The sequence below is a fragment of the Limnobacter olei genome (assembly GCF_029087225.1).
Classification (GTDB): Bacteria; Pseudomonadota; Gammaproteobacteria; order Burkholderiales; family Burkholderiaceae_B; genus Limnobacter; species Limnobacter olei.
In genome coordinates this window covers 26,381-38,200 of sequence record NZ_JARFJD010000032.1, presented here as the reverse complement: position 1 = coordinate 38,200, position 11,820 = coordinate 26,381, and the positions used below count along the sequence as shown (strand labels likewise).

Sequence of the window (11,820 nt, the reverse complement as noted above, 5' to 3'; positions counted from 1 at the left end):
CGTCGCCCCAGGTGGCGACCAAGGCGACCGCCAATCGGTTCGAGGATTTTTGGAACACATATCCCAACACGCCACGCCGAGTAGCCAAGTCGAAGTGTGTGGAGAAGTGGAACGCTTTGCGGCTGGACGACCAGGCCGAAGAAATCATTAAACACGTCACTGCCATGAAAGCCACCGAGCAGTGGCGTGAGGGCTTTGAGCCTGCACCGTTGACGTACATCAACCAGCGCCGCTGGAGCGATGGCATACCCGAAGTGCAAAACACCCCACAAACCCAGGCCAAAAAGCCTGTTGATCTGTGGTGGACCACGGACCATGGCGTGATTGCAAAAGGCAAAGAGCTTGGCCTTAACCCACGCCCAGGCGAAACCATGGGCGAATTCAAGGGCCGGATCAATTTGAAGATGAACGAGGTACCGGCCTGACTGGCCGGGACCGGTAGGCATGAGCAAGGAGTGCGAAGCATGCAAGAGCAGGAACAAAAACCAAAGACCCTTGGGGGGAGCATTTCGATTGACCTGTGTGAACTGTTGCGCCGCCCTGGTGGCCAGCACGAACCCACACAAACAACACGCCAACGCAATGTTGGCCTGCATCGAGCGCACGCCTGGGGCCCCCAAGCGCAAGGCCGTACTGGCCAAGGTACGTCAGTTGTTGGGCAAGTTGGAAGAGGGGGCCACCAGTGAAAACCGATCTGAGCAAAGTGAATAAATACCGCATTCGACGCGGCCAGTTGGCTTCAACCGACGATTTTGGACCCAACGGCGCGTTCTACATCCCGCATTTCAATGAGGCCAGCACCTTGAGTTTTCAGGTCATTGCCTCAAACAGCGATGGATGGGAGCACGTTAGCGTGTCGCTGCCCAAGCGCACACCGACCTGGGACGAAATGTGTTTCATCAAAGACCTGTTTTGGGAAGACGAGGAAGTGGTGATGCAGTTGCACCCGCGAAAAAGCGACTACATCAACATGCACAAGCACTGCCTGCACCTTTGGAAGCCAACCAGCGGGGACATCGTGACGCCCCCGAAATCATTTGTGGGGTTTTGATCATGACCTATTTAGCGCAAATTATCCGACCCACCGCGTGCTGTAAATCGGACTTCGGCATAGGCGATGTGGTGAAAGTGCAAATGCTTCAACCTTCTGATGGGCGGTGGTTCTGCTCTGTCTGTAAAGCGTTTTACCCGCCAGGCGAAGTGATGGCTTACATCAAATACCCGGACGCAATCCCAGCGTACCGATTGAAAAACCTACCCCCACCTGACCAGGTAGAACAATACGACAACGCGCCATTGGAGGCAGAAACAGCATGAAGGTGGATGTGGGTTTGCGATATGGCAGATTGATCGTGATCGATCTTATCAACGACAAAACAAACAAAAGGGCTATGTGCCTTTGTGATTGCGGAAATGTCACATTTCCTCAACGTACCAGGTTGAAATCAGGGGCCACGCAATCTTGTGGCTGTAAGCGATCCGATGATTTGAGGTCGAGAATTACAAAACATGACCTTTCCAGAACGGTCGAATACAGAGCATTCATGAAGATTTTTTACGCATGCTCAAATCCCAAACACAACCTGTATAAGTTTTTCGGGGCCCGCGGAGTTAAGTGTTTGTACAAGGATGTCACTCATTTAATTGAGGACATTGGACAAAGCCCCCCTGGTTTTTCATCCATTGAGTTGATAGACAAAAACGATCATTTCAAGCCAGGAAATTGCCGGTGGGCAAAAACAGGAAAACATTTGCCTGAGCCGGTTCAGTTGAAAGTCTGGATAGCTGATGGCGTTGTTTTCAATTCAGCGAAAGAGGTGGCAAGTCATTACGGCATTTCGCTTAGTACCGTTTACAACCGATGCAATGGATATACCTGGCAGGGGAATGAATACGGGCCTTGGCCGGGTTGGAGATCAGAATTTAAACAAACCAATGAGGCAGAAACAGCATGAGCAATCAAGTTCAACCATTGACACCAGGCACCCCGAAGGTGGCCACGGTGGACATGACCCAAGGCCAATTCAAGGAACTGGTGGTGTTTGCCGTGGTGGGTGCCGGATTCCATTCCATGGACTTTGCATTGTGGGCCGCATCCAAGGGTTTGGCATCACACACTGGCGACCAGCACAACGAATCATTTGAGTGGGTACCCGAGAAGTTGGGCGAACTCAAAATCGAATCCTTGCTTTCCATCTTCCGCGAGATTCGCGGCCACAACCAACCACAAAAGGTGCACTGAAATGAGCAACAAATTCCATGAAATAACCAATGAATATGTCGAGGCTTCCGTAGCAAGTGAGCATTATTTCACCGCTTACGAAGGCGCAAAATATGGCCGAATAACTCGCGACGAGCCACAAGGTAGCGAGTCTTTGAAATTGCTTACCCTGTGTGTTTTGGTTCTCAGAAACGGCTTAACTTCATTAGGTGCTAATGCTTGCCTTGATCCGTCAAAACACAATCCGGAGCACGCTCGGGCATTGGCGCGGGATGTTGCAATTCACCAAGCAAAGGGAATCATTGCTTTTCACTGGAAAGACATGGATAGGGGCGGCAAATGAGAAACCCATCCTTTGAACGCCCAGTACGCACCATTGTTCGCTTGGCCAATGGCAATCCAATTGCAATTCGCAACGCCATGAATTTGTGGAGTTCGCCGCGCAAACCCAAGACATTGCCTGGATTGATCCGACACCTGGGGACGCTACCCAAGCCCACCTTGCACGCAATCATTCAGAAACTTGAGAGGAATTCATGAAAAAACTGAATTTTTGGGTGGAGCGGCCAGTTTATGGGAAGGTCTTTGAGTTGCATGTTGGTTTTGATGGCGAAGAAACCATATCACTTGCCAAGCCGGTTGAATTTGAGCAGATCGAGCGAGGGCTCTATGCGGGGCACAAGCCACCGGCCTTGGAGTTGAGCCCAACAGATGCCCAGGCATTGATGGACGAGTTGTATCGGGCGGGTGTGCGCCCAACTCGAATGGAATTCAGCGATGGAGCCCTGGCTGCCACCGAGCGGCACTTGAAAGACATGCAGGCCATCGCTTTTGGTGTCCTGGCCACAGAAGTTGAATTGGCCGAACAGTTTAAAAAGCGCGGCAAGCAAGTTTCACAACATAACGGGGCCCATTCATGAAACCGCTTTACATATTCGACCTGGATGGGACGCTGGCAGACATAGATCATCGAAGGCACCTGGTTCAAAATAAAAAAGAAATTTGCTCCGCATGCAAAGGTACTGGTGGAATTATTTATATGCCCCCATGCGCATCCTGCAATGGAAAAGGAGAGCGCAACGGGGAATCGCAACCAAACTGGCCAGAGTTTTATCGCCTGTGCGTGAATGACACGCCCAAGTGGCCTGTGATCAACACCATGATCGCATTGGCTCGGCAAGGTGCCGATGTGTGGATTTGGTCGGGCCGTTCTGCCGAGGTGATGAACGAAACCCGCGAATGGTTGCAGCGATACATCCCAGGCGATGAACTGGAAGAAGTTGAACTATGCATGCGCCGTGAGGGCGACTACACACCTGACGAGCAGTTGAAGGCCGGTTGGTATGACGCACTTACTGAGTATGACCAACGCCGCTTGGTGGCTATTTTTGACGACCGCCAAAAGGTTGTGGATATGTGGCGATCCAAAGGCCTAACCTGTTTCCAGGTGGCACCGGGGAATTTCTGATGCGATTGCGCTGCGCCTTTTGTGGAAAGTTGACTGTGCCTTTCGTGATGATCGGCACTGAGGCGGTGGGGCCAAAGTGTGCCAAGCGTGCTGGATTGAATCGTAAAACGATGGCCGGTACCAAGGTGCAGTTTGTAAAAACCCTGTCGCAATCGCAGTTGCACCCACGAACGCTGCCGCTTTTTGCGGACCTTGAGGATCAAATCGTATGCGGTTGCGGACATACCTTTGATGCCAACCTGGGCAAGTATGGTTGCCCAAATTGTGAAGGGGATCGTGCTGTATGACAGGCATTCGCATGACCGAAGACCAGTACCTGGCAATCATTGCCCGGAGAAATGCTGCGCCTTCGATTGTGGAAATGCGCGACAACCCGCAGGCCAAACAGCCAAAGCAGAAGTACCGCAACACCAAGGTGGAAGACAAAGGGGTGAAGTTCGACTCCAAAGCGGAGCATCGGCGGTGGGTTTACCTGGTTGATCAGCAAAAGAAAAAGGCGATCAAAAACCTGCGCCGACAGGTGACATACGAACTAATACCCAAACAAGCCAGGCCTTCGGGTGGGTACGAGCGCGCCACCAACTACATTGCGGACATGGTGTATGAGGACTTGGAAGGCAACACGATTGTTGAAGACGTAAAAGGCCACGCCACGCCGGAGTACCGGCTTAAAAGAAAACTGATGCTGTGGGTGCACGGCATTGAAGTGAAGGAGATTAGATCGTGAATGTTGTTATTTACACCGATGACCTGGAGCCAATCACCATCATTGATTTGCCGATTGATTTTTGTCGCATGGGCTATGAGCGTCGATTTGTTCGCGTGGCTGTCCCTATGCCGCTGATGGCAACGCCAATGCAGGAGGACTTTTCGTTTCCTAACGATATCCATATTGTGACTTTGATGTTCGACAAATTGAGGAAGAGAAACAAGCAGGGACAAGTAATCGAATCCTGGATCATCACCACGGACGACGAAGTGTTGGCCTTGAAATTAAAGCCTGCTTGGCTGCCTGGTCAGCGCGGCGCGATCAATGATTATGAGCGGATTATTGAATCGCTTTCCACCGCGCTGTTCTCAACATTGAGAGGTTCCCTGGGTGACTGAAAAACTTACCCCACAACAAGAGAAGTTCTGCCAAGAGGTGGTGAAGGGCAAAAGCCTTTCCGATGCGTATCGCGCCGCCTACAAGGTGGGGAAAATGACGCCCAAGTCGATCAACGAGTGTGCATCCCAATTGCGTAAAGACCTCAAGATTACATCAAGGATCAACGAACTGGCCCAAAAGGTCGAGGGTGAAGTTGTTGTCGAGACATCCAAGATACTGCGTGAGGCCTTGCGCCTGGCTCAATCCAACATTGCCAACATCATTGATCCTTTGACTGGCCGGGTGAAACTTCCCCATGAACTGGACGCCGACACAGCGGCGGCGGTGGCCTCATTCAAGATCGATGAATTTGGACGCATTGAATACAAGTTTTGGGACAAAAACAGCGCCATTGAACGCCTGTTTAAGCACAAGGGATTGTTCAAAGAAGACAACGAGCAGCAAAAAGCACCTGTAATTAGAAACATTCGACTGGTTCCTTTGAAAGCCAAGAAGGACAAATGACAGAAGCCGAAGCCGAAATTGATGTTGATGTCGAGTTACCACCAAAACTGATTGATGTTTTCAGTGGTGAGGCCGATGTGCGCGGCGCTTGGGGTGGTCGTGGTTCCGGTAAGACCATGAGTTTTGCCAAGATGACCGCCATTCGCGCGCTCATGTGGGACCAGGCTGGGCGCGAAGGCGTGATTGTCTGCGGTCGTGAATACCTCAATTCCATTGATGATTCATCCATGGCCGAGGTGAAGGCTGCCATTGAATCTGAACCTTGGTTAGCCCCTCACTTCGACATTGGTGAGAAGTACATTCGCACCAAATCCAAGCGGATCAGTTACAAGTTCTGTGGCCTGGACAAAAAGACCATCAATTCATTAAAGTCCAAGGCAAAAATCCTATTGCTTTGGGCCGACGAAGCCGAGCCTATTACCGACAAGTGCTGGGACATTGTGATCCCAACACTGCGCCAGGAAGACTCAGAATTGTGGGTGACCTGGAACCCAGCCAGGAAAAACAGCCCAACAGACAAGCGGTTTAGGCAGACCAAAGACCCGCGCTACAAAGTCATTGAATTGAATTATCGGGACAATCCAATGTTCCCGGATATCCTTGAGCGTCAGCGTCAGCGTTGGTTGAAAAACGATCCAGACAGTTACAACCACATTTGGGAAGGTGCTTACGCCACCGCCATTAAAGGCGCGTACTTCACCAAGCAGTTGGCCGACATGAGAGCAAGTGGCCGCTTATGCCGTGTTGGTGTTGACCCCAACATGAAACGCCGACTGTTTGCCGACATTGGTGGTACCGGGCGTAACTCGGACGCCTTTGTGTTTTGGGGTGCTCAATTCATTGGGCGCGAAATTCGTGTTCATCACTACTATGAGCAGGTTGGCCAAGAAGTAGGGCATCACCTAATCTGGATGCGAAAGCATGGCTATCAACCCGAGAACACCGAGATATTCCTGCCACACGATGGCGCGACCCATGACAAGGTGTTCAACGTCAGCTATCAAAGCGCATTTGAGAAAGCAGGGTACAGCGTGACCGTGGTACCCAACCAGGGTAAGGGGGCCGCAATTTCCCGTATCAATGCTGCCCGGCGCATTTTTCCGTCAGTGTGGATGAACAACACCACCATTGACGTTGAGTCTCCAGATGATGTGCCCAATGACGCGGCCACCGAACCAGGCATTGAGGCACTTGGGTGGTACCACGAAAAGTGGGATGAAGAGCGCGATGTGGGCCTTGGCCCTGAACACGATTGGGCTTCTCACGGTGCGGATGGCTTTGGTCTGATGGCGGTGGTTGCCGAGGATCAAATGCAGAGTTCAGGAAAACTAGACAGATCAAAAACCTGGAGAAGACGCTCGCCCATGGCGACTTGAAAGCCTGTCTTTCCAGGCTGTCAGATGGCCCCCGCGTCCGGGCTGGTTTACACCGCATTCTTGCGAATCATCCATCAAGGCTGGAGGCTGTTGCGCCTCGGCCTGGAACCCCAAACCGACAACCACCAGTCTTGATGCGGCTGCTTACGCCAGCCACTCGCCCTTTCGGGTGGGGTCCGTTATCCCACGGTTTCCTTGGGAGGTCACACCAGGTAGCACAGGTACTACAGCCAGGGTTGATCAATAATAGTTCCGTATACGGATTTTTTCAATGCTTTAGCGTGTCGTGGCAAGGATGGCAGAGTCTGTGCAAGTGCAATCTTGAGGCGGACCATGGGCATCACACTGGACACAACAAAGTCATTTCTGACTCGAACACACGGCGACATCATTGCGAACTACTCCTGGATCAACGACGAGCGCGCGCTGGTTCTGATTCCCGCCTTACGGAAAAATGCCGCCTGGTATGTGGTGATGGAGTCCGCTGCATTCAAATACGACGACCCCCATTACCTGGCCAAACAGTGCGTGATTGCCTGTGATGTCTTAGGCATAGAGCCGAACAAAACCAACTGGGTGCGCATCGCCACCATCATCAATGAAGGCTTGCCGGACTTAATCCGAATGCCTGCCGCTCCTGAAAAGGAATTCCACAATCAAAGTTTTGGTCGAATGATCCTTCGCGCGGATGGCCAGGTTATGGCCGAAGAGTTGATTCGCCTGGAAAAGGGCGGTGCTAACTATGCCTAATACCTTCGATGAAATCACCCCGGTGCGTGGTCGTGGCCCTGGTGAGCGTGAACTGGGTGTGGACAACATCACTGACACGCTGACACCGGAAGAGCGCAACCAGCTGGCCCCTAGGAAGGCCCATCTTCTGGATGGCGAAGAAGCGCGCAAAGAACTACGCAAGCTGCTGGAGTGGTTTTACTACGAGCGCGAAAAGCAGGCCACCAACCGCCTCGAAATGGCGATGGATGCAGACTTCTACGACAACCTTCAATGGACCGAAGAAGACGCCCAGGCCCTGCGTGAGCGTGGGCAAATGCCCCTGGTTTACAACGAGATTGCGCCCATGGTCGATTGGATCATTGGTACCGAGCGCCGCACCCGCGTGGATTGGGATGTACTGCCCAGGGCAGAAGACGATGTAGAAATGGCCGACATTAAAAAGAAGGTCATGAAGTGGTTGTCTGATATCAACCGCGTGACGTTCAACCGGTCGCGTGCGTTTGCTGATGCTGTCAAGGTGGGTGTGGGCTGGGTTGACGATGGTGTGCGTGACGACCCCACTCAAGAAATCATCTATGACCGGTATGAGGATTGGCGCAATGTGCTGTGGGACTCAGCCAGTTATGAGTTGGACCTGTCTGATGCGCGGTTTTTGTTCCGCTGGCGGTGGGTGGATGAAGACATTGCCGTGATGATGTTCCCGGATCGTCGTGATGCGATCCTCAAGCAGGTTGTTGAAGGCTCTCACCAGGATGTGGAAGGCTGGGACTTGGACACCTGGACCACCGGTTACGAGGTCAACAACACGGTGTACAACGGGCGAAGTGGCTCCATCTACGCCACTGGCCAGGGCGCTATTGCGGATGCCAAGCGCAAGCGCATCAAACTCATTGAGTGCCAGTACAGAAAGCCGGTTCGAGTCAAAGTGGTGGCTGACGGCCCAATGGCTGGCGCTTTTTATGACGAGCGCGACCAAGCCATGTCCCAGGCATTGGCTTTGGGCGGTGGAACCATTATCGACAAGGTGATGATGCGCGTGCACTTTGCCGTGTTCACCGAGTCCGACATGCTGGCCATGGGCCCAAGCATCTTCCGTCACAACCGTTTCAGCCTTACCCCCATTTGGTGTTATCGCCGTGGCCGGGATCGCCTGCCTTATGGCGTGATTCGCCGTGTTCGTGACATGCAGCAAGATTTGAACAAGCGCGCATCCAAAGCCTTGTTCATGCTGAACACCAACCAAATTATTGCCGACGAAGGCGCAGTTGATGACCTGGAAAATCTGCGTGACGAGGTGGACCGTCCCGATGGCCTGATTGTAAAGAAGCCTGGTAAAGAAATTGATATTCGACGCGATACCGATGCAGCCACCGGCCAAATCCAGATGATGACCCTGGCCGCTCAGTCGATTCAAAAGGCTGCCGGTGTTAGCCAGGAAAACCTTGGGCGCCAAACCAATGCCGTATCGGGTGAGGCTATCAAGGCACGCCAACTGCAGGGCAGTGTGGTGACCACTGAACCATTCGACAATTTGCGCCTGGCCACACAGATTCAAGGCGAAAAGCTCATGAGTTTGTCTGAGCAATTTCTCACTGAGGAAAAGGTGGTACGCCTAACTGGCGACAAGGGCAAAATTGAGTGGCTAAAGATCAATCAGCCCGAGCAACAGTGGGATGGTTCAATTCGCTACATCAACGACATCACATCTACCCAGGCTGATTTTGTCGTGTCAGAACAGGACTACGCGGGAAGCCTGCGCCAAGTCATGTTCGATTCATTGAATCAGCTGGCCACACGCTTGCCGCCCGAGGTCAGCCTTCGCCTTATGACGGTAGCCCTGGAGTATTCGGACCTACCCAACAAAGACGACATTGCGGATCAAATCCGATCCATCACCGGTGAGCGTGACCCCAACAAGCCCATGACCCCCGAGGAAATGGAGCAACAAGCCCAACAGATGCAAGCCCAAGCCGAGGCCATGCAGATGCAAAAGCAACAAGCCATGTTGGCCCTGGAAGAGCAGGCTGCCAAAGTGCGCGAACTCAATGCCAAGGCTGCCAAGATCGAGGCCGAGGCCATGACGGTGGGCGCCGGTGGCGATCAACAAGGTATGGAGTTGCAGCAACGCATGCAAGAAGCCTTGATGCAGGTACGCCAACAAGCGGCCGATCAGGTTGACCGCATGGCCGACCAGTTGCGCAAGCTGCAATCTGATTTAGCCAACAAGACTTTGCAAATCCGCTCGGATGCGGATGTGAAAATGGAAACCGCTCGGATTGATGCCGATGCCAAGATTCGTGTGGCTGAGATTCAAACAGCAAACGACAAGGCATTGGATGCAATCAACAAGCGGCTTGAAATGATGACCCAAGCCCTGGAAAAGCGCATTAAGGATGCAGAGTCAAAGGCCGTTGAAATGGCAAAAACCAAGGACGTAGCCCAGGCCGCACCACCCCAACCCGCAAGTCCACCGCCTGCACCGGCCCCAATCACGATCAAGGTGGAAGTTGATGCCAAAGGCAATGGAGTGTCTACCGAGGTTGGTGACGATCAAGAAATTGAAAAACCACCCAAGAAAACCAGAGCCAAGCGGCAAACCAGCCAGGCCAAGACGAACAAGGATTCTTAACCGTGCTTAACGGGCGAGATATTCATTCTGGTGACAAGGATGTAAGAATTTTTCTTAATGGCGTACTGAGATGAATGACAACTGGATCAAGATGGCACTCGAAAGCATCCTCAAGGGGCAATCTGAACTTGGCACGCAGGTTCATGAGTTGCAAAAACAAGTGCATCACCTAGACAAGTGTTTGGACTCGTTGAAGTTGCGTGTTGATGACTATCGCGAGGACCAACGCGAAGAGTTTGATTCCTTGCAAAAAACAATTAGATCGATTGTTCCCAATGGCGATTTTGATGGGCACCGCAAGGACCATGAATTGCGCATGGTCAACGCCACGCGCTGGCAACAGTGGCGCTCCGGCTTGGTTTTCGATGTGTTGCGCCTTTCTTTGTTTGTTGGCGGTGGATGGGCCGCTCATGCGCTGTGGGACAGTTTTAAAGCGGTGCTTGCCGCAGGAGGTGTGTGATGGGGCTTGTGTATAACGCCAAGAAAATCTCAACCGGCTCATGGTCCATGCGACTGTGGTACGTGGCTGGTGTTCTCAATGCTATTGGCCTTGCCTGGCCTTTGATTGAACGCCATGTGGAAGCAGTGGCCTCGCCCTTTTGGTTTCACATTGCTGGCCTGGTCGCCGGTCTTGCTGGACAAGTGGCCCGTGTAATTTATCAACAAGACTTGCACGAGTAACCATGGCTCAGTTTCAAACCGTTGATGAAGTCATTGAGTACGTTCTGAAAAAAGAGGGCAAGTACCTCAATCACCCCAGTGACCTGGGTGGGCCAACCATGTGGGGCATTACCCGGGCGGTGGCCCGAAAGCACGGCTACACCGGCCCAATGTCAGAACTACCGCGCAACAAAGCCAAGCAAATCTACATGCAGGATTTTGTCATTGAGCCTGGCTTTGGTCGGGTGATGGCCGTGTCTATGCCCATTGCCGCTGAAATGGTTGAGGCTGGTGTGAATGTGGGTACCAGCTGGCCTGGCCGGTGGCTTCAAGAATGGCTCAACCTGTTCAACCTTCAAGGCCGCGCCTACCCAGACATTGTGGTGGATGGCGACATTGGCCCTGCCACACTTCGCGCCCTGAATTCATTTCTGAATTACCGCGGCAAAAAGGGTGAAGAAGTCATGGTGAAGTCGCTTAACTGCAGCCAGGGCGACCGCTACCGAGACATCACCGTGGCACGGCAAAAGAATGAGGATTTCGTTTTTGGTTGGATGGACCATCGGGTGGCGATATGAATACACGAGTCATTGGTGTGCTGGCTGTTTTGGCTTTGTTGGTGCTGGGTGCCTGGCGCATTTATCACATGGGGTATGACGAGGGCCAAGGCGATGAACGGGCAATTTGGAGCGAGAAAGCCCGTGTCCAGACCCAACAACACAATGAAGAAATGGCCAAGGCGCGCAAAGCCGAGCAAACCCTTCGCAATCAAGCGGACACACTGAAAAAGGAAACCAGCGATGAAATTGCACGCCTTAATGCCAATGTTGACCATCTTCTTGGCAAGTTGCGCGACCGTCCCAAGCGACCCGTTGCCCCCGCTGCCGGTGCAGTGCCCACAACTCCCACCCCTGGAGCCGATTCCCCAGGATGTGATGGGAGCCGACTATTTGGAGAGGATGCAACTTTTCTTGTCCGGGAAAGTGCCATCACCAATTACCTTCGATTACAGCTTGCCGCCTGCCACGTTCAATACGGACAAGCCCGAGAACAACTAGCCCAGTAGCCTTGCTCCCCCTGTGAACCTGAACTGCCCAGGCGACAGGGTTTCACCCCCGGTGA

General features: G+C 52.7%; 21 protein-coding genes. All 21 read left to right on the top strand.

The annotated features are described in order from the left end of the window. On the top strand, nt 1-425 hold a 425-nt coding region (locus tag PY990_RS15090; protein WP_275272323.1), incomplete at its 5' end, for a hypothetical protein. A gap of 97 nt (nt 426-522) precedes the next feature. Next, nucleotides 523-711 (top strand): hypothetical protein, encoded by a 189-nt coding sequence (locus tag PY990_RS15085; RefSeq protein WP_275272322.1) that lies wholly within the window; start codon nt 523-525, stop codon nt 709-711. Continuing rightward, the gene (locus PY990_RS15080; RefSeq protein ID WP_275272321.1) at nt 683-1,051 is read left to right on the top strand and encodes a DUF7694 domain-containing protein; all 369 of its coding nucleotides are present in this window, start codon (nt 683-685) and stop codon (nt 1,049-1,051) included. The genes PY990_RS15085 and PY990_RS15080 overlap by 29 nt, the downstream gene beginning before the upstream one ends. 2 nt (nt 1,052-1,053) lie before the next feature. Continuing rightward, nucleotides 1,054-1,317 carry a hypothetical protein gene (locus PY990_RS15075; protein ID WP_275272320.1) on the top strand — a complete coding sequence of 88 codons (264 nt, stop codon included), beginning with the start codon at nt 1,054-1,056 and terminating at the stop codon, nt 1,315-1,317. 302 nt (nt 1,318-1,619) lie between these two features. Next, nucleotides 1,620-1,955: a hypothetical protein gene (locus tag PY990_RS15070; RefSeq protein WP_275272319.1), complete on the top strand. Its 336-nt coding sequence runs from the start codon at nt 1,620-1,622 to the stop codon at nt 1,953-1,955. Continuing rightward, nucleotides 1,952-2,242, top strand: coding sequence for a hypothetical protein (locus tag PY990_RS15065; protein WP_275272318.1), 291 nt, complete (start codon nt 1,952-1,954; stop codon nt 2,240-2,242). Before PY990_RS15070 ends, PY990_RS15065 begins: the two co-directional genes overlap by 4 nt. Nucleotide 2,243: 1 nt before the next feature. Next, the gene (locus tag PY990_RS15060) at nt 2,244-2,564 is read left to right on the top strand and encodes a Gp49 family protein (RefSeq protein ID WP_275272317.1); all 321 of its coding nucleotides are present in this window, start codon (nt 2,244-2,246) and stop codon (nt 2,562-2,564) included. Further along, nucleotides 2,561-2,761, top strand: coding sequence for a hypothetical protein (locus PY990_RS15055; RefSeq protein WP_275272316.1), 201 nt, complete (start codon nt 2,561-2,563; stop codon nt 2,759-2,761). The genes PY990_RS15060 and PY990_RS15055 overlap by 4 nt, the downstream gene beginning before the upstream one ends. Beyond that, nucleotides 2,758-3,141, top strand: a complete 384-nt coding sequence (locus PY990_RS15050) for a hypothetical protein (protein WP_275272315.1) — start codon at nt 2,758-2,760, stop codon at nt 3,139-3,141. The genes PY990_RS15055 and PY990_RS15050 overlap by 4 nt, the downstream gene beginning before the upstream one ends. Beyond that, nucleotides 3,138-3,689: a phosphatase domain-containing protein gene (locus tag PY990_RS15045; protein WP_275272314.1), complete on the top strand. Its 552-nt coding sequence runs from the start codon at nt 3,138-3,140 to the stop codon at nt 3,687-3,689. Before PY990_RS15050 ends, PY990_RS15045 begins: the two co-directional genes overlap by 4 nt. Continuing rightward, nucleotides 3,689-3,976, top strand: coding sequence for a hypothetical protein (locus PY990_RS15040; RefSeq protein WP_275272313.1), 288 nt, complete (start codon nt 3,689-3,691; stop codon nt 3,974-3,976). The genes PY990_RS15045 and PY990_RS15040 overlap by 1 nt, the downstream gene beginning before the upstream one ends. Beyond that, nucleotides 3,973-4,416: a DUF1064 domain-containing protein gene (locus PY990_RS15035; RefSeq protein WP_275272312.1), complete on the top strand. Its 444-nt coding sequence runs from the start codon at nt 3,973-3,975 to the stop codon at nt 4,414-4,416. The genes PY990_RS15040 and PY990_RS15035 overlap by 4 nt, the downstream gene beginning before the upstream one ends. Then, nucleotides 4,413-4,796, top strand: a complete 384-nt coding sequence (locus PY990_RS15030) for a hypothetical protein (protein WP_275272311.1) — start codon at nt 4,413-4,415, stop codon at nt 4,794-4,796. The genes PY990_RS15035 and PY990_RS15030 overlap by 4 nt, the downstream gene beginning before the upstream one ends. Further along, nucleotides 4,789-5,301 carry a terminase small subunit gene (locus PY990_RS15025; RefSeq protein ID WP_275272310.1) on the top strand — a complete coding sequence of 171 codons (513 nt, stop codon included), beginning with the start codon at nt 4,789-4,791 and terminating at the stop codon, nt 5,299-5,301. The genes PY990_RS15030 and PY990_RS15025 overlap by 8 nt, the downstream gene beginning before the upstream one ends. After that, nucleotides 5,298-6,677: a phage terminase large subunit gene (locus PY990_RS15020; RefSeq protein WP_275272309.1), complete on the top strand. Its 1,380-nt coding sequence runs from the start codon at nt 5,298-5,300 to the stop codon at nt 6,675-6,677. Before PY990_RS15025 ends, PY990_RS15020 begins: the two co-directional genes overlap by 4 nt. A 333-nt stretch (nt 6,678-7,010) precedes the next feature. After that, nucleotides 7,011-7,427 carry a hypothetical protein gene (locus PY990_RS15015; RefSeq protein ID WP_275272308.1) on the top strand — a complete coding sequence of 139 codons (417 nt, stop codon included), beginning with the start codon at nt 7,011-7,013 and terminating at the stop codon, nt 7,425-7,427. After that, nucleotides 7,420-10,038, top strand: coding sequence for a portal protein (locus PY990_RS15010; protein ID WP_275272307.1), 2,619 nt, complete (start codon nt 7,420-7,422; stop codon nt 10,036-10,038). The genes PY990_RS15015 and PY990_RS15010 overlap by 8 nt, the downstream gene beginning before the upstream one ends. A 70-nt stretch (nt 10,039-10,108) precedes the next feature. Beyond that, a complete protein-coding gene (locus PY990_RS15005; RefSeq protein ID WP_275272306.1) occupies nt 10,109-10,498 on the top strand; it encodes a hypothetical protein in 390 nt (129 codons plus the stop codon). Continuing rightward, nucleotides 10,498-10,719 carry a DUF7940 domain-containing protein gene (locus PY990_RS15000; RefSeq protein ID WP_275272305.1) on the top strand — a complete coding sequence of 74 codons (222 nt, stop codon included), beginning with the start codon at nt 10,498-10,500 and terminating at the stop codon, nt 10,717-10,719. The genes PY990_RS15005 and PY990_RS15000 overlap by 1 nt, the downstream gene beginning before the upstream one ends. Nucleotides 10,720-10,721: 2 nt before the next feature. Beyond that, complete coding sequence (locus PY990_RS14995) at nt 10,722-11,276, top strand: glycoside hydrolase family 108 protein (protein WP_275272304.1); 555 nt, start codon at nt 10,722-10,724, stop codon at nt 11,274-11,276. After that, a complete protein-coding gene (locus tag PY990_RS14990) occupies nt 11,273-11,764 on the top strand; it encodes a hypothetical protein (protein WP_275272303.1) in 492 nt (163 codons plus the stop codon). The genes PY990_RS14995 and PY990_RS14990 overlap by 4 nt, the downstream gene beginning before the upstream one ends. Nucleotides 11,765-11,820 lie beyond the last annotated feature (56 nt).